The 16,799-nt window shown below is 73.2% G+C and carries 12 protein-coding genes; 3 read left to right on the forward strand and 9 right to left on the reverse strand.

Annotation, left to right across the window (positions count from 1 at the left end):
- Positions 1-116: 116 nt before the first annotated feature.
- The 6 genes from ACGFNI_RS08705 to ACGFNI_RS08730 form a co-directional block, all read right to left on the reverse strand.
- Positions 117-1,043 carry an LD-carboxypeptidase gene (locus ACGFNI_RS08705; protein WP_393682193.1) on the reverse strand — a complete coding sequence of 309 codons (927 nt, stop codon included), beginning with the start codon at positions 1,041-1,043 and terminating at the stop codon, positions 117-119.
- A 2-nt stretch (positions 1,044-1,045) separates the two neighbouring features.
- Positions 1,046-3,088, reverse strand: coding sequence for a prolyl oligopeptidase family serine peptidase (locus ACGFNI_RS08710; protein WP_393681888.1), 2,043 nt, complete (start codon positions 3,086-3,088; stop codon positions 1,046-1,048).
- 72 nt (positions 3,089-3,160) lie between these two features.
- Positions 3,161-4,495 (reverse strand): M20/M25/M40 family metallo-hydrolase, encoded by a 1,335-nt coding sequence (locus tag ACGFNI_RS08715; RefSeq protein WP_393681889.1) that lies wholly within the window; start codon positions 4,493-4,495, stop codon positions 3,161-3,163.
- A complete protein-coding gene (locus ACGFNI_RS08720) occupies positions 4,488-5,321 on the reverse strand; it encodes a M55 family metallopeptidase (protein WP_393681890.1) in 834 nt (277 codons plus the stop codon). Before ACGFNI_RS08720 ends, ACGFNI_RS08715 begins: the two co-directional genes overlap by 8 nt.
- 163 nt (positions 5,322-5,484) lie before the next feature.
- Positions 5,485-6,468 carry a helix-turn-helix domain-containing protein gene (locus ACGFNI_RS08725; RefSeq protein ID WP_393681892.1) on the reverse strand — a complete coding sequence of 328 codons (984 nt, stop codon included), beginning with the start codon at positions 6,466-6,468 and terminating at the stop codon, positions 5,485-5,487.
- 314 nt (positions 6,469-6,782) lie between these two features.
- Positions 6,783-7,376 (reverse strand): HAD family acid phosphatase, encoded by a 594-nt coding sequence (locus tag ACGFNI_RS08730; protein WP_393681894.1) that lies wholly within the window; start codon positions 7,374-7,376, stop codon positions 6,783-6,785.
- A gap of 600 nt (positions 7,377-7,976) precedes the next feature.
- Here ACGFNI_RS08730 and ACGFNI_RS08735 point away from each other — a divergent pair.
- From ACGFNI_RS08735 to ACGFNI_RS08745, 3 genes are all read left to right on the forward strand, one after another.
- A complete protein-coding gene (locus tag ACGFNI_RS08735) occupies positions 7,977-8,759 on the forward strand; it encodes a sigma-70 family RNA polymerase sigma factor (protein WP_393681896.1) in 783 nt (260 codons plus the stop codon).
- Complete coding sequence (locus tag ACGFNI_RS08740) at positions 8,756-10,186, forward strand: hypothetical protein (protein WP_393681897.1); 1,431 nt, start codon at positions 8,756-8,758, stop codon at positions 10,184-10,186. Before ACGFNI_RS08735 ends, ACGFNI_RS08740 begins: the two co-directional genes overlap by 4 nt.
- Before the next feature lie 91 nt (positions 10,187-10,277).
- On the forward strand, positions 10,278-14,915 hold the full coding sequence (locus tag ACGFNI_RS08745) for an FtsK/SpoIIIE domain-containing protein (RefSeq protein ID WP_393681898.1): 4,638 nt from the start codon (positions 10,278-10,280) through the stop codon (positions 14,913-14,915).
- 75 nt (positions 14,916-14,990) lie between these two features.
- Here the strand turns inward: ACGFNI_RS08745 and ACGFNI_RS08750 are convergent, their stop codons facing one another.
- The 3 genes from ACGFNI_RS08750 to ACGFNI_RS08760 all read right to left on the reverse strand — a co-directional run bounded on the left by ACGFNI_RS08750 (position 14,991) and on the right by ACGFNI_RS08760 (position 16,705).
- Complete coding sequence (locus ACGFNI_RS08750) at positions 14,991-15,302, reverse strand: hypothetical protein (protein WP_393681900.1); 312 nt, start codon at positions 15,300-15,302, stop codon at positions 14,991-14,993.
- Between the two features lie 59 nt (positions 15,303-15,361).
- Positions 15,362-15,670, reverse strand: a complete 309-nt coding sequence (locus ACGFNI_RS08755; RefSeq protein WP_393681901.1) for a hypothetical protein — start codon at positions 15,668-15,670, stop codon at positions 15,362-15,364.
- 93 nt (positions 15,671-15,763) lie between these two features.
- Complete coding sequence (locus ACGFNI_RS08760; protein WP_393681903.1) at positions 15,764-16,705, reverse strand: serine/arginine repetitive matrix protein 2; 942 nt, start codon at positions 16,703-16,705, stop codon at positions 15,764-15,766.
- Positions 16,706-16,799: the final 94 nt, after the last annotated feature.

Genomic DNA, 16,799 nt, shown 5'->3' on the forward strand with positions numbered 1-16,799 from the left:
GTGTTGGCTGGTTTAACACGGGCTCAACCCCCCGGCCCCCGTTTTTTTGGGGGGGGGGGGGGGGGGGCCCCCCCCCCCCCGGGCGCCCCCCCGCGCCCCCCCCCCCCCCCCCCGGCTCAGCTCAGCGCCGGCCCGTCCAGGGTCAGCGTGCCCGCGTCGGCGTCCAGCGTGGCGGCGACCCCCAGCGGCATGGTCAGCGCACGGTCGCCGTGCCCGAACCCGAACTCCTCGACGACCGGCACCCCCAGACCGCCCAGCCGGTCCGCCAGCACCTCGCGCACCTTGGGGTACGGGCCGCAGCGGGCCCAGGAACCGAGGACGATGCCCGCGACGCCGTCCAGCCAGCCCGCGCGCAGCAGTTGGGTCAGCGCCCGGTCGATGCGGTACGGCGGCTCCGCCACGTCCTCCAGGAGCAGCAGCCCGCCCGCAGCGCCGGGGCGGGCCTGCGGGGTGCCCAGTTCGGAGGCGAGCATCGCCAGGCAGCCGCCGAGGGTGACGCCACGGGCCCGCCCAGGCACCAGCGCGGTGGTGGACTCGGGCGCCAGGGTGCGTACCGTCTCCGGCGCGAAGAGCGTGCGCCGCAGCTGCTCGCGGGTCGGCTCGTCCTTGAGGAACACCTCACCCGCGACGGCCGGGCCGTAGAGAGAGGCCACTCCCGCGCGTACCGCGAACGCCTCCTGAAGGACCGTCACATCGCTGAAGCCGATGAGGGGCTTGGGGGCGGCGGCCCGGATGGCGTCCCAGTCGAGCAGGTCGACCATCCGCTGGGCGCCGTAGCCGCCGCGGGCGGCGAACACCGCGGCGATCTCCGGATCACACCAGGCGCGCTGGAGGTCTGCGGCCCGCCGGGAGTCGTCCGCCGCGAGGTGGTGCAGGGTGGCGTGCCTCCCGGCGGCGTGCGGCCCGGCGACCGGGTCGAGACCCCAGCCGCGCAGGATGTCGAGGCCGCCGTCCAGGCGCTCGGGGGCGATCGGGCCGCTGGGGGCGATCACCGCGACCCGGTCGCCCGGCCGCAGCCGGGGCGGCCGGGTCAGGCCGGTCACGGTCACGAGCGCAGCTCCAGGGACGCGACGTCGTGGCGGCTGATGCCGAAGGTGTGGGCGTAGAGGGCGAGTTCGGCCTCCATCGTGCGCACCAGGGTCGCCTCCTGGCGGAAGCCGTGTCCCTCGCCCGCGAACGAGAGGTAGGCGTGCGGCACGCCGCGTCCGGCGACCTCGGCGAGGAAGCGCTCGCACTGCGCGGGCGGGCAGATCACGTCGTCCAGGCCCTGGAGCAGCAGGAACGGCGCGGTGATCCGGTCGGCGCGGTGCAGCGGCGAACGGTCGCGGTAGCGCTCGGGCACCTCGGCGAGCGGGCCGACGAGCGACTCCAGATACTGCGACTCGAAGTCGTGGGTCTCGCCGGTCGCCCACCCGGCAAGGTCCAGGATCGGATAGCTGATCGTGCCGCAGGCGTAGAGGTCGGTGGAGGTCAGCGAGGCGGCGGTGGTCCAGCCGCCCGCGCTGCCGCCGCGGATGGCCAGCCGGGCGCGGTCGGCGGTGCCTTCGTCGGCGAGCGCACCGGCTACGGCCGCGCAGTCCTCGACGTCCACCACGCCCCACTGGCCGCGCAGCCGCTCGCGGTACGCGCGGCCGTAGCCGGTCGAGCCGCCGTAGTTGACCTCGGCGACGCCGATGCCGCGGGAGGTGAAGTAGGCGATCTCCAGGTCGAGTACGAGCGGGGCGTGGCCGGTGGGGCCGCCGTGCGCCCAGATGACGTAGGGCGGCAGTTCGCCTTCGGGGGCCGCGTGGTCGGGGTTGTGCGGCGGGTAGAGGTGCGCGTGGATGTCCCGGCCGCCCGGCCCGGTGAACGTACGGGCCAGGGGCCTGGGGTAGTAGGCCGGGTCCAGGACGTCGACGTGCCGGGAGGCGATGACGCGGGTGCGGCCCGTGCAGGTGTCCAGTTCGGCGATTTCGTATCCGCTGTGCGGGCCGGCGGCGACGCCGACGATCCGGCTGCCGTGCACGGCGAGGGTGGGTGCCCACTCCGTCCACGGGCCCACCGCGTCGACCAGTTCGCCGGTGACCGGGTCGAGGATGCCCAGGGCGGTGGCGCCGCGGCCGTGGATCACCGCGATCGTGCCGCTCTCCAGGGGCAGGAACCAGCGCTGGCCGATGTTCCACAGCGGGCCGCCGAACTCCTCCTGCCGGGCGGTGCACAGGGCCCGGCCGCGCGCCGCGCCGCCGGCCGCCGCTTCCGGGTCGATGCTGTGCAGCTGCCACCAGCCGCTGCGGTCGGATGCGTACAACAGCGAGCCGTCCGGGGCCCATTCGATCTGGGCGACCGATTCGCCGGTGCCGCCGCGGGGCGCGGTGGTACCGGGGTCATCGGGGTCGCCGGAGCCGCCGAGCAGCGGCCGGATACCGGTGAAGGCGCCGTCGGCTGTGATCCCCGCGGTCATCACGAGGGTGTGGTCCCACGGCATCTGGGGGTGGTCCCAGGCGATCCAGGCCGCACGGGTGCCGTCGGGCGAGATCCGCGGGCCGGTGACGAAGCGGTGCCGGTCGTCGCTCAACTCCCTTACGGCGCCACGGTCCTGGGCCGCGGAGCCGTCGAGCGGTACGGCGGCGATCACCCGCCGCACGTCGGTGGGCCGGTCCCCGGTGAACTCCTCCAGGACGCACCACACCTCGCCGCGCTCGGGGCACAGCACCGGGTCCACCCAGCGAAGACCATCGCCGACCTCGGACAGCGGGGTGAGGGGGCGGGGGGACGCGCCGCCGTCCGGTTCGCAGGCGTAGAGCCGCTGGTCGGCGAAGTCGCTGAAGACGACCAGCGGGCCACGGTCGGTGACCGTGCCGGCCCAGGGCTGGCCGCCGTATTCCAGGACCCGGCTGCGAACGTTCCACGGCGCGGGCAGCACGGATTCCTCGGTGCCGTCGGGGCGCCTGCGGATGAGGGCCCGTCGGCCGCCCTCGGCGGGCCGCGGCGCGGTCCACCAGACCTCGTCGCCGACCACGCCGACGAAGGCCGGGCGGCCGTCGTGGGCGGCGACGGTCCGTGCGTCTATCGGGGAGCGCCAGGCGCCGTAGGGAGCCGTCGTCACCATGCGGGGTGGTCCTCCTTCACCGGGCGGGGCCGGGTCCGTGGGGTGCTGCGCGGGGGCGGTCACGGTCGCTCCCTACGCCTGTCGCAGGAAGTGGTCGAGTACGCGGACGCCGAAGTGCAGGGCGTCGACGGGCACGCGTTCGTCCACGCCGTGGAAGAGCGCCTGGTAGTCGAAGCCCGGGGGGAGCTTGAGCGGGGAGAAGCCGTAGCCGGTGATGCCGAGGCGGGAGAACTGCTTGGCGTCGGTGCCGCCCGACATGCAGTACGGCACGACGTGGCCGTCGGGGTCGAAGCGTTCGAGCGCCGCCCGCATCCCGGCGAACGTCGGGGAGTCGACCGGGGCTTGCAGGGCGACCTCGCTGTGCTGGAACTTCCAGGTCACGTCGGGTCCGGTGAGCCGGTCCATGGTGGCGTGGAACTCCGCCTCGCCGCCGGGCACGACCCTGCCGTCCACGTGGGCGACGGCGCTGCCCGGGATCACGTTGACCTTGTAACCGGCTGCCAGCATCGTCGGGTTGGCGCTGTTGCGGACCGTCGGCTCGACCAGGTGAGCGGCGGTGCCGAGCCGGGCCAGCAGGGCGTCGACGTCGAAGCCGGGCGCTTCGGGGTCGACGGATTCGCCGTGCAGCGCGGCCAGTTCGCGCAGGGCGGCGACCACGGTCGGGGTGAGCCGGAGGGGCCACTCGTGCGCGCCGATCCGGGCGACGGCGGCGGCGAGGCGGCTGACGGCGTTGGCGCGGTTGACCTTCGAGCCGTGCCCGGCCCGGCCGTGGGCGGTCAATTCCAGCCAGGCCGTGCCGCGTTCGCCCGCGGCGACCGGGTACAGCTGGAGTCCGCTGTCGGTGTGGAAGGAGAAGGCGCCGGATTCGCTGATGCCTTCCGTGCAGCCGTCGAACAGCGCGGCGTGCCGGTCGGCGAGGAAGCCGGAGCCGTCATCGGCGCTGGCCTCTTCGTCGGCGGTGAAGGCCAGCACGATGTCCCTGCGGGGCCGCACACCCGCCCGCGCCCACCTGCGGACGGTGGCGAGCACCATCGCGTCCATGTTCTTCATGTCGATGGCGCCGCGGCCCCAGACGACGCCGTCGCGTACCTCGCCGGAGAAGGGGTGCACGGTCCAGTCCGCCGGTTCGGCGGGCACCACGTCCAGGTGGCCGTGCACGAGCAGGGCGTCGGCTCCGGGGTCGCTGCCCTCGATCCTGGCGACGACGTTCGTGCGGCCCTTGCTGCGTTCCAGCAGGGCCGGTTCGAGTCCGGCGCCGGCCAGCCGCTCGGCGACGTACTCGGCGGCCGGGCGCTCCTGGCACTCGCCGTCGCCGCGGTTGGTGGTGTCGATGCGAATGAGGTCGGAGGTGAACTGCACGACCTCGTCGAGTGCCTGCGCGTCGACCGGGCCTCTCTCCTCAGCCATACTGCTCCTCCACTGCGGACGAGACGAGGGTGGTGACCGCCTTGAAGCAGCGGATCCCTTCGTACATGTCGTCGGTTGTATAGGCGACGCGGCGCTCTCCGCTGCGCTCCACCCCGGGCACGCAGGTGGCGGCGCCGACCAGATGCTCGGCGTCGAACTCCATCTCCACCCGGAACGGGCCGCCGCGGGCCGCTTCCTTGCGGACGGCCAGGGGTGCCGCCTCGCGGGCCGCGGCGCGGATGGCCGCAGCGGTGCGGGCCGGCGGGCGGCAGACGGCGGCGTAGCGCGACACGTAGTCCTTGACGGCCACCCCGAGAGCCTGCGGCGCGTAGGTCAGGGCGTCCTGGCAGGTGCGGTCGTCGCCGGTGACCAGCACCACGGGGACGCCGTACTCGGCCACGACGAGGGAGTTGAGGTGTCCCTCGCTGGCGCGGGCGCCGTTGACCCACACGCCGGTCAGGGTGTTGGCGAGGTAGGTGTGCGCGAGGACGCCTTCGGTGCCGGCTCCGGTGTGGTAGCCGACGAAGGCGATGCCGTCGACGTCGCCGTGCTGGACGCCTTCGACCATGCTCAGCGACTTGTGCCGGCCGGTGAGCAGCTGTGCGCGCTCGTCGAGCTGTTCCAGCAGGAGGTTGCGCATCGTCCAGTGCGCCTCGTTGACGAGAACCTCGTCGGCGCCGCCGTCGAAGAATCCGGTGATCGCCGCGTTGACGTCGGAGGTGAACATGTGGCGGCAGCGTTCCCACTGGGGAGTGCCGGGCAGCACATCGGCGGGCCAGGTCACGCCGGTGGCGCCCTCCATGTCCGCACTGATAAGGATCTTCATGCCCGGCACGGTACGCGCTCGGCAGCGCGGCGGACAGACCTGTGGATAAGTCCAGAGGTCTACTCCACCGAAGGGGTGGACCGGCTCGCCCATCCGCCCTCCACCAGCGGGTTCCCGCGGGAGTCCGGGCACGCTGCGGGACACGCCGGGTGGTGGCCGCCGGTCAGATCCATCCCTTGTGCGCGGCGTGCAGGGCGAGTTGGAAGCGGTTGGTGGCGCCGGTGCGCTGGTAGAGCTGGGCCAGGTGGCGTGACAGGGTGCGGCGGCTGATGCCGAGCAGCTGCGCGATGGTGTCGTCGGTGACGCCGGTGCCCAGCAGTTCCAGGATGCGGCGGTGCGTGGGGCGCAGGGTGGGCGGGATCTGGTCGCCCAGGTGCATGGGGTAGGCGGAGCGCCAGGAGGACTCGAAGAATCCCAGGAGGGCGGAGAGCAGGCTGGAGGGGTGCACCAGCAGCAGCGAGTCGTTGGCCTCCGTCTCGACCGATGACATCGAGACGATGGCCAGGCGCTTGTCGAAGACGGTGAGTTTGACCGGGACGGTGGTCAGCACCCGCGCCTGCTCGCCCGCCGCGATGCACGGCTGGATGTTGGCGGCGTAGTAGGCGGCGTTCTGCACCGCGGCGGCGGAGTACACCACGCGGTAGCCGACGCCGCGTGCGAGGTTGCGGATCTCCAGCGGGTTGGCGCTGCCCCTGGTGTGGTACGGCGGGGAGTCGAAGCGGACGATCTCGTGCTCGGCCGCGCCCTCGAACTGGCGGATGCGGTCGGCGATCCGGGGCCCGCTGACGACCTCGACGAGGTCGCCCGCGGTCTGCCGGTGCACCGCGCGCCGGTGGTCGCGGTAGGCGTTGGCGGCGGCCAGGCGGGCCTGCTGGAGTTCCGCGGCCCGTGCGTGGGAGAGCTGGTCGAGCGCGAGGGTCGGCTCCACCGGGGCGAGGCAGGCGTGGTCGGGGCAGCCGGTGGCGGCGAGGCCGCGTTCGATGAGGCGCTCGGCGGTCCGTTTCACCTCGTCGGGAGTCCGGCCCGTCCGGTGGGCCAGTTCCTCGACGGTGCGGTGGCCGTCTTCGAGCAGCCGCAGCCACACCTCGGCCTCGGTGGGGGTCAGCCCGAGACGCCGCAGCGATGCCGTCATGTCCGATGCAGCCACAGAGGTCCCCAGCTCCCGGTGCGGCCCGCGGTGGCGGGCGGGCAGGAACGCGACACCGGCCCGGCCGGCTGTCGCGGAGGGGACACATGCTGCCATGGGCACGCCATCGGGCAAAGGTTCCGTCGGCGGGGAACCGGCCCGCCGCCCACGGCGTTCCGGGAGGCCGACGCGGCGGCGGCCCCGGCCCGACGCGGTGCGCGGGGCCGGGGACGCCACCGGGTCGCGGGGCGCCGGGACACCGGTGGCCGCGAGCTGCGGTGGCACTCGGTGGTGGGGGTTCCCGGACACCCCCGCTCAGCGGCGCGTGCGCGCCGTCAGCTCAATCCCCCGTCGTAGTCGGGGAGCTTGAAGCCCTTCTCGTAGTGGCCGCCTTCGAAGTCGGTGCTGCGGTTTCCCACGTTGGCGACGAGCGTGTAGCCCTGGCTCTCGAAGGTCTTCCGGCACCCGAGCTTGACCGCGGCCTTTCCGGGGCTGTCACCGTGCGGTTTGAGGCAGAGGCCGTCCACGGTGTACCCGGCCGAGGTGAGCTGCTCGGTGGTGGAGTCCTGCGAGCTCGCGCTGCGGTAGGAGGCGAAGAGGACCGCCGCACCGTGGTCGTGGGCGTACCGCGTGGCCTCCAGGACCGCCTCGATCGGCTGCCCCTTGTCGTAGTGGGTGGCCAGCGAGGTGTTGTCGATGTCCAGGACGACGGCGGGCCGTTCGGCGGCGTCCGTGTCGCCGAGGCGCTGTTCCAGATAGCTGCGCAGCGAGGAGGCGACCGGCGCCACGTCGTCCAGCCACCGGCTCTCGCTCGGCAGCGACCCCGCCGTGGTGGCGGGAGTGGCCGCGACAGCCGCCGGCACCGGGGCGACGGCGACGGCGCACAGCACGACACCGACGACGAGGGCGGACTTCCTACCGTGGGCCATGCCGGCTCCTCCCGAGATGAACTGAGGCGGCGGGGCGGCGGGATGCGGGAGCCGCGGCTGCCGTCCCGGCCTTCCGGGGCAGGCGTCGGCGCTCCCGCGGTTCCGTGCTTCCCCGGCTCCGCGGGAAACGTTGTACCCGAGCGGCCGGCCCCGTTGTGGCCAGTTGGTGCCAGTGGCGTCAACGGGCGGCGAAGGGAAGGATTCCGGCCAGGCCGTACGGCGCCGTACACGGCGGCGGCCTCCGGGTCGCAGGGATGAACTTCTCGTTAACCTCGTGACGTTCACGTCGCGCACGGGCCGGGGAGCGGCAGGCTGCGGTGTTCCGAGGCACGTCACAAGGCCGGAAGTGGGCGGAACACGATTACCCATTTCACGTATTCTCTGAGAAGTTCAGAGGGTCTCTTGAGGTTGCCGGAGTGGTCTGTGCGTCAAGCTCGCGCAGAGGCCCGCGCCGGCCCCGGGTGACCCGCGCGCATGACGGAGTGTCCGAAAGCCGACCGAGGCCGAGGGGCTCCCCTCTTGCTGCGGCGAACGACACGAACTGACGGCACGGAGAAGACCCTTCACCGATTCGTCCATGTCCGAGGAGGAGTGCCCGTTTTGCCAACGGCTCGCCCGTCCACACCTCGCGCAGTCTGCGGGCGCCCAGGCGCCGCCAGGCCCCCGTCCCTCACCGCCCCACGACCCGACGGGCCGCGCGGTGCCGACACTCCCGCCAGGAGGGCGGTCGCGAACCCGCAGGACACCAGGGCACGCCCGGCGGCCGACACCGAAACGCTGCTCCGCCGCGTCGTCGAGCGCTACCGCCCGTCCCTGCTGCGCTACGCGGGCCGCCTCACGTCCGGCGACCCGTACCGCGCCGAGGACATCGTCCAGGAGACGTTCCTGCGCGCCTGGCTCGCCGCCGACCGGCTCGACCTCAGCGAGAGCTCGGGCCAGGACGGCGGCGAACCCCGGCTCGGGTCCTGGCTGTTCACGGTGGCGCACAATCTCGCCGTGGACGCGCACCGCCGCGAGCGGGCCGTACCGGTGGGCCCGACACCCACCGAGGTGCTGCTGCGCCCGGCCGGCGCAGACATGGCCGACGCCGTCATCGACCGCTGTGTCCTGACCCAGGCACTGCACCGGCTCTCCCCCGAACACCGCGATGTGCTCGTCCACGTCCACCTGATGGGCCGCTCGGGCGCCGAGGCGGCGCAGGCCATGGGGATACCGCGTGGCACGGTCAAGTCCAGGACGCACTACGCTCTGCTCGCGATGCGACGTGAACTCGCCCAGCCCCCGAGGCAACCCACTCCGCCCCCCGGTGCCCCGGGACCGACCACGAGGACAGCCACGAACGCGACGCCCCCTCACCCCGCCGCCGAAAGCGCCGCCGCATGAACCGCAACAGCGATCCGTTCGCCTTCATCACCGCCCACCAGAACCTCATCTTCACCATCCTCGGCGTGCTGGGGATGCTCCTGCTGCTGTTCCTGCTCATCCGGATTCCGGTGCGGCGGGCCGGCGGCTGGAAGGCGTCCTGGGCCGCCGTACGCCGGGAGGCCGCGGCCACCGCCCACGCCTTCGTCGCGCCCCTGGCCGCGCTGCGCGCACACCGCAGGGCGCTGCGCCTGCTGGTCCGTCACCTGCGCTCCCCGCACAGCTGGCGGGACGCCGAACGCGCCGTGACCGCCGCCCGTCTGGCCGCCGCCCGCCAGGCGCCCGCCGACCGTGCCCCCCGGCCGTACGCGGCGCTGGTCGACGACGAATCCGTCACCGTGCTGCTCGCCGGCACCGCGGCCGACGCGCCGGACGCGCCCTGGGCCGAGGACCTCGACGACCCGTCCCGCTGGACGGTGCGCCGTCAGGACCTGCCCGCGGTGACGCCGTACCCGGACGACGGCCCGCCGGTGCTCGTCGCGACCGGCTCGGCCGGCGGCAGCTGTGTCTTCATCGACCTGGCCTGCGGCCCCGCCACCACGGCGGTGGAGGGCGACACCAAGACCGCGCAGGCACTGGTGCGGGTCATCGCGGCACAGCTCGACACCAGGCTGCCCGACGGTCTGGTGACCGTCGCCGAAGGGGTGCACCCGCGGCACCCCGGCGCTCCGGTGCGCGAGGCGTTCCGGGCCGCGCGGGACACCGAACCGCGGCACGGCATCGCCCCGGTGCTGGTCGCGGCCGAGCTGCCCGACCCGCTGCCTGAGGACTTCGCGACCAGCCCGTCAGGGCCGCCCCGGCCGCGGATCCTGGTGCCCGGCCGCGCCCGCGGGCACACCAGGCGCCTGGTGACCGACCGGCACGGCCAGGTGCTGCTCGCCGGCACCGGTCTGCTGACCGCGGCGAACGCGCTGGGCCGCGCGGTGGCCAAGGCGCTGCCGCACATCCCGCCGGTACTGCCGCCGCCGCCCGCCGGGCAGACGTCCGACCCGGGTGCCGCGTCCCTCTTCGACGAGTTCGACGAGGAGGCGTACGCCGAGCCGGCCGCGGTGAGCGGCAGGGCCGCGACCGGCGCCGCGGAGTCGGCCCCGGCCCGCACGGCACCGGGCCTGCCGCGGCAGAGCCGGGCCGCCGCGTCCGACGAGCCGTCGGTCCCGGTGGCATCGGCCCGCGCCGGAGGCACCGCGGCCGGTCCCGCCGCTTCGGCCGCTTCGGGTGCCGCGGACGGTTCCACCGCACCCGGTGACGGCGGCGCGCAGGCGCCCCCCGACGGCGTCCCCGGGAAATCGGCCGCCCTCGGGGACGACACCCCCGGGAACGCCGCGCCCCCGGCCCCTGGTGACGCGGCGGACCCCGCAGGGGGACCGCTGTCCGCGCCACGCTCCTGAAGCGCCCGACGCACCGCGAGGGGCCCGCCGCACCGGCCGGCCCCTCGCCCCGCTCCCCCGCCCCTGACGGCACCGATCAGTTGGATCCCCCGTGAAACTGACCCTCACCACCTCCGACGCCGGACGCCTGACGGACCATCTGCTCGATGTGCCCGAGCAGGCGACCGTCGCCGACCTCGCCGCCTCCCTCACCCCGCCACCGCCCGACGCGGCCGGCTCCCCCGCCCCGCCCCCGCAGGTCTTCCTCGGTGACCGTGCCCTGGACGGCGGGCTGCCGCTGCGCAGTTCGGGCATCCGCGACGGCGCGGTCATCGGCCTGGGAGCGCCCTGCGCCGCCGAACGCCGGGCGCGGGCCTGGGATCCGGCGCCAGGCGACCCCGTCCTGGTGGAGATCAGGCACGTCGGCGGCCCCGGGGCCGGCCGGGTCTGGCGGCTCGGCGCGGGCAGCCACGAGATCGGGACGGAGCGCGGCTGCGCCCTGCGGCTGACCGGCGGCGGCGCGCCGGAGCGCGGCGTGTGGATCACCGTGGGCCCGGACGGCTCGGTGTCGTACCTGCTGCCCGACGACGCGGACGAGGACAGCTGCGGGCTGCGCAGCCTGACTCCCCCGCCGCCGGTGGACCCGGAGACCGGCACGCCGCTCACCGCCGAGGAACCCGCGGGACTGCGGGACGGCGGCACCGGCGGGCATTCCGTGGCGCCAGGACCCGACGGCCTGCCGCCCGCGGAGCCCGAGCGGCCCCCGGGGTACCGGCCGCCGCCCGACGACGGTTCCCAGGAGTGGCCCGACTTCGCCGACCTCTCCCTGGGCGAGCATCTGCTGCGCCGTACCCCGCCGTTCCAGCCGGACGCCGCGGTCAACCCGTCGGCCGACGGAATGGCCGTCGAGTACAACAGGCCGCCACGGATCGCCCCGCACCTGGACGCCGAGACGATGCGGATGCAGGGCCCGCCCGCCAGGCCGGGCCCGCGCGCCTTCCCGCTGCTCTTCGTGCTGGCGCCGCTGATGATGGGCCTGGTCATGATGGGCCTGTTCCGGTCCTTCTACTTCATGATCTTTATCTTCTTCAGCCCGATGATGGCGGTCAGCAACTGGATCATCGGGCGCCGCACAGGACGCAAGCAGTACGAGGAGTCCCTGCGGCTCTACCGGCTGCGCAGGGCCGCGCTCGAACTCGAACTGCGCGAAGCGGCCGTCGACGAGCGGGAGTTGCGGAACACGACGTTCCCCGATCCGGCGACGGTGCTGCTGACCGCCACCGGCCCGTCCGGCACCCTCTGGGAGCGGCGCAGGCGCGACCCCGACCGGCTGACGGTCCGTCTTGGCACCCTGACCCGACCCTCGCTGCGGCGCATCGAGGACCAGGCGCGGGAGAGCAACCACCGCACCGTCCACTGGCGGCTCGCCGACGTGCCCTACGGCCTGGAGATGGCCGACCTCGGCGTCGTCGGCCTGGTCGGGCCCGGCGCCACCACCCGTTCCCTCGCGGCCTGGACGGTGGCCCAGAGCGCGGTGCTGCACAGCCCGCGTGACCTGCGCATCGTGGTCCTGACCAGCGACGAGAACGCCGAGTCCTGGGCGTGGGTGCGCTGGCTGCCGCATCTGAACACCGGCCGGGCGACCAGTGTCGTGGCGCTCGGCAACGACCCGGAGAGCACCGCGCACCGCGTCAACGAACTCGTCTCCGACATCCAGGCCCGCACCGCAGCCGCCGCGTCCGCGCTGGGCCGGACCCTGCTGGACGAGCCCGACGTGCTGGTCATCGCGGACGGCGCCCGCCGGCTGCGCGACGTACCCGGCATGGTGCAGGTGCTCAAGGCGGGGCCCGCCGTGCACATCTACAGCCTCTGCGTCGACGAGAAGGAGCGGCTGCTGCCCGAGGAGTGCACCTCCGTCATCACCGCGACGGGCAACCGGCTCGCGGTGCACACCACCGGCTCCCCCAAAGTCAGCGGCGTGCGCGCGGACCTCGTGGAGCCCGCCTGGTGCGAGGAGGTGGCGCGGGCGCTGGCACCGGTGCGCGACGTCACGCTGGACGGCGATTCGGGCCTGCCGGACGGCGTCAAGCTGCTCGGCCTGATCGGTCAGGAGCCGCCCAACGCCGAGGCGCTGCTGCGGTCCTGGGCCAAGCGCCCGGCGTCGACGACATTCGTCCTGGGCGCCGGATACGACGGACCGCTCCGGCTCGACCTGGTGCGCGACGGGCCGCACGGGCTGGTGGCCGGCACCACAGGATCGGGCAAGTCCGAACTGCTCCAGACGATGATCGCCTCGCTCGCCGCCGTCAACCGGCCCGACGAGCTGACGTTCGTCCTGATCGACTACAAGGGCGGCAGCGCGTTCCGCGAGTGCGCCGAACTCCCGCACACCCTGGGCATGGTCACCGACCTCGACGGCCACCTCGTGCAGCGGGCGCTGGCCTCGCTGGACGCGGAGCTGCGGCGCCGCGAGCAGCTGCTCGCTGACACCGAGGCCAAGGACCACGCCGACTACCGCGCCAAGCGGGCCAGGAACGGCGAACTGCCCGCACTGCCCCGGCTGCTGATCGTCATCGACGAGTTCGCCACACTGGTGCGCGAGGTCCCCGACTTCGTGCCGGGGCTGATCAGCCTGGCCCAGCGGGGCCGTTCGCTCGGCCTGCACCTGATCCTCGCCACCCAGCGGCCCGGCGGTTCGGTCAGCACCGACATCAAGGCCAACACCAACCTGCGGATCGCGCTGCGGGTCACCGACAAGACCGAGAGCCAGGACATCATCAACTCCGGTGACGCGGTGAGCATTTCCTCCGCGACCCCCGGACGCGCCCTGGTGCGCCGCGGCGAGCACGCGCCGACACCGTTCCAGACCGCCTGGGTGGGCGCCGCCCGCGCCTCCCAGGACCGTACGGGCGAGGACGCCGCCCCGGCGGAGCCCGGTGTCGCCGCGGCGCCGCGTCCGGTGCGCGGTGTGGAGCTGTCCTGGAACCGCCTGGGTCGGCCGGTGGACCTGTTCGACGAGGAGGACGGCGAGCCGGAGCCGGCCGGCGAGGAGGCCGTCACCGACCTGCTCGCGCTGGTCGAGACGGTCAAGGAGGCCACCGCTGCGCTGGAGGACCACAGCGAACAGCCCAGCCCCTGGCTGCCCGCGCTGCCCGACACCGTCACCCTCGACGACCTGCCGGCCACCGTCCCCACCCCGCCCGGCCGTCCGGCCGCCGTCCCGTACGCGCTGCTCGACCTGCCCAGCCTCCAGGAACGCCGGGTGTGCAGCATCGACTTCGCCACCTTCGGCCACCTGTACGTCATCGGCGCCCCGCGCTCCGGACGCACCCAGGTGCTGCGCACCCTCGCGGGCTCGGCCGCCCGCACCCTGCCCAGCAGCGAACTGCACCTGTACGCGATCGACGCGGCGGGCGGCGGCCTGTCGTCCCTGGAGGCGCTGCCGCACTGCGGCGCGGTGGTCTCCCGCTTCGACATCGAGCGGCTGGCACGCCTCATCGGCCGTATCACCCGGGAGCTGACAGAGCGTCAGGAGAAGATGTCCGCGCACGACTGCGCGGGACTGACGGAGCTGCGGGCCGCGCTGCCCGCGGCCGAGCGCCCGGCCCACGTGCTGCTGCTGATCGACGGCTGGGACGGCATCGCGTCGATGCTCGACGAGTACGACGGCGGGCGGCTGTTCGACGAGATCACCCGGCTGCTGCGGGAGGGCGCAGCGGCGGGCATCCACCTCGTGGCCTCGTCCGAACGCGGGCTGCTCGGCGGCCGGCTCTCCGCGCACAACGACTTCCGGCTGCTGCTGCGCCAGTCCGACAAGGGCGACTACTACCTGGCGGGGATGTCCCCGAACCGGGTGCCGAGCCACATCCCGCCGGGCCGTGGCTGGCACACCCCGGCATCCGTCGAGACGCAGATCGCGCTGCTGCCCACCGGGGCGGCGGACGGCAAGGGCGGCCAGGGCAGCGTCGACCAGGCCGACGCGCTGCGGGAGATCGGCCGGATGGCCACCGAACGGGACGCCCATCTCCCGGTGCAGCGCAGGCCGTTCCGGGTCGTGGAGATGCCGAAGGTGATCGGCTTCCAGGAGGCCATGGACCAGGTGCCCGAGGAGTCCAGGCGGCCGATGTGGGCGCTGCTCGGCATCGGCGGGGACGAAGTACGGCCGCTGGGCTTCGACTTCCTGTCCGGTGGCGGCAGCTTCGCGGTCGTCGGCCCGCCCGGGTCGGGCCGCAGCACCACGCTCGCCGCGATGTCCGTCTCGCTGATCACGGGCGGTACCGCCCTGGTGGTGCTCGCACCGCGCGAGTCGCCGCTGCGCAGGCTCGCCGACCACGGTCTGGCCCAGGTCATCACCGACACCGACCCGTCGGCCGACACGCTCACCGAAGCGCTCCGCGCGGTCGGCGACCGGCCGGTGGTCGTGGTGGTCGACGACAGCGACCTGCTCGCCAACTGCGGCGCGGACCAGGTGCTGCGGCAGATCGCCTCGTCGGGCCGTGACCGCAACCAGGGCATCCTGATCGGCGGTCCTTCCGAGGGAATGAGCGCCATCGGGTGGATCGGCATGGTCCGCAGGGCGCGGCGCGGTCTGCTGCTCGGCGCGCGGGCGATCGGCGACGGCGACGTCATCGGGGCGCGCATCAACGCCGAGCACATCCGCACCCGGCTGGCCGTCGGCCGCGCCTGGACGGCGGGCCCCGCGGGGACGGCGGTGCCGGTGCAGGTGCCGCTGACGGTCCTGGAGAGCTGAGGCTCCAGGAGCCGCCACGGGTTCGGGCCCGGCACCCACGAAGGGTGCCGGGCCCGAACCCGTACAGCGGGGTGTTCAGTGCTTGCCGGAGTTGCGGACACCCGCCGCGATCTTGCCGTCCGAGTCGGTCATCGTCTTGACGATGTCGGTGAAGGAGTGGGCGAACACCTTGATGTTCGCCGACGACTCCTTCATCTGCTTGCTGAACGCCTGGTACGCCTGCTCCAGGGCGGGGCTCGACTGCTCGAAGACCAGACCGTCCTTGAGCAGCGTGCTCACCGTGGTCTCCAGCTGGCTCAGCTCGCTGGCGATGTCGGTGAACTTGTTTTCCATCGTGGTGGCGACGCGCTTGATGTCGTCGTAGTCGAGAAGTACGTCCTGCGCCATCGTTCCTCCGGGTGTGCGTGCGTCGGTACGTGCGGGGACCGCCGGTGGCGGCGCGGGTTTCAGCCGCTGGAGCGGATCTTGTTCGCCATCTCGTCGTCCATTTCCTTCATGGACTGCACGATCTTCTGGAACTGGTCAGCGAAGTCCTTGATGCTCTGCGTCGCATCGGTCAGGGACTTCGTCAGCTTCTCGTAGGACTGCTGGAGCGCCGGGCTGGAGTTGTTGAACTTCAGCGTCGAGTTCAGCATCGTGTCGACCTCGTTCTTGGCCTCCGTCATCCGGGGCACAAGGGTGTTGTCGGCACTGTTGTTGAGGACGTTCGACACGCGGTCGATCTCCGCGAAGTCCAGGCTGATGTTGGCGGGCAAGGGGTCTCCTTCGGGTGTACGGGGGGGGATGTTGCGGGTCAGGGGCGGGACGGCGGCCGTCTGCCGCGGCGCGCGGGTGGGCGAGGACGCGGCTCAGTCGTCGTCGCCGCCCTCCTTGTCCCATGGCTTGTCGGGGCCGGAGCGCGTGTACTTCGTCTCCTTGCCGTCGCTGTCCGTGACGGTCTGTGTTCCCGTGCCGTCGTCCTCGATGACGTAGCGGCTGGTGGTCTTCGAACCGTCGGGACCGGTCGTCACCGTCGTGTAGTCCCGGGCGTCGAACGTCTTGCCGCCTTCCGGGGTGATGGGCCGCGGCGCGGTGTCGTACGTCGTCTTGCTGATGTACTTCTGCTCGTCCGTGCCCTTGCCGATGGTGACGGTGCTCTCCTCGGTCATGACGTTGTTGTCGTCGTCGAGGGTCACCTTGACGTGGGTGCTCCCGGAGTCCGAGGTGATCGTCTTTTCCGTGGGCGGGGTGTCGCTGGGCCGGTCACCCTCCGGGTGGGGGCCGGGCGGCGATGGCACGTCCTTGGCGTTGTTGTACGTCTCGCACCAGCCGGGCGCGCCGTCCGCCGAGCAGACGTCGTTGATGTCGGCGTCCGGGTGTTCCTTGAAGTAGCCGGACGCGCCGATCTTGTCCAGGTAGGCGTTCCAGTCCTTCGTGTCCTGGTCCCAGGCGTCCCACTTGGCCTTGTTGTTCTTCCACTCGTCCAGGCCGAGGCTGGTGCCCATCACGCCGGCGCTGTCCGCCATCCCGGCATCGACCTGGAAGTAGTTGTCGGAGACCGACTTGAAGATGTCGGCGAGCTTGTTGAGGCCGTCCTTCGCGTCCTTGGCCCGGCTGCTGGACCGCTGCGAGAAGCCCCACATGGCGGTGCCGAGGTCGCTGAACCCCATCACGCTCTTCGCGTCGTCGGTGGAGGACGACAGTTCCTTCAGCGCGCCCTTGGCGCCTCCGGAGTCGGCGGTGTCGGCGAGTTCGCGCATCCGCGTCTGCACCTGGTTCAGCAACTCGTAGTCGATGGAGAAGTCGGGCATGGGCACCTCTCGGGCCTGCGGCCGGGCGGCGTGGCGGCAAATCCTTGCACTGTGTGCACGCACGGCCGGGCCGGATGGTTCACACCGTTCCGGA

It is taken from the genome of Streptomyces sp. NPDC048644, assembly GCF_043199105.1.
Lineage (GTDB): Bacteria > Actinomycetota > Actinomycetes > Streptomycetales > Streptomycetaceae > Streptomyces.

Excerpts from the sequence above, each read along its gene's own strand:
- ACGFNI_RS08710 (WP_393681888.1), bottom strand. The coding sequence starts at position 3,088 with ATGGTGACGACGGCTCCCTACGGCGCCTGGCGCTCCCCGATAGACGCA.
- ACGFNI_RS08715 (WP_393681889.1), bottom strand. The coding sequence starts at position 4,495 with ATGGCTGAGGAGAGAGGCCCGGTCGACGCGCAGGCACTCGACGAGGTC.
- ACGFNI_RS08720 (WP_393681890.1), bottom strand. The coding sequence starts at position 5,321 with ATGAAGATCCTTATCAGTGCGGACATGGAGGGCGCCACCGGCGTGACC.
- ACGFNI_RS08730 (WP_393681894.1), bottom strand. The coding sequence starts at position 7,376 with ATGGCCCACGGTAGGAAGTCCGCCCTCGTCGTCGGTGTCGTGCTGTGC.
- ACGFNI_RS08740 (WP_393681897.1), top strand. The coding sequence starts at position 8,756 with ATGAACCGCAACAGCGATCCGTTCGCCTTCATCACCGCCCACCAGAAC.
- ACGFNI_RS08750 (WP_393681900.1), bottom strand. The coding sequence starts at position 15,302 with ATGGCGCAGGACGTACTTCTCGACTACGACGACATCAAGCGCGTCGCC.
- ACGFNI_RS08760 (WP_393681903.1), bottom strand. The coding sequence starts at position 16,705 with ATGCCCGACTTCTCCATCGACTACGAGTTGCTGAACCAGGTGCAGACG.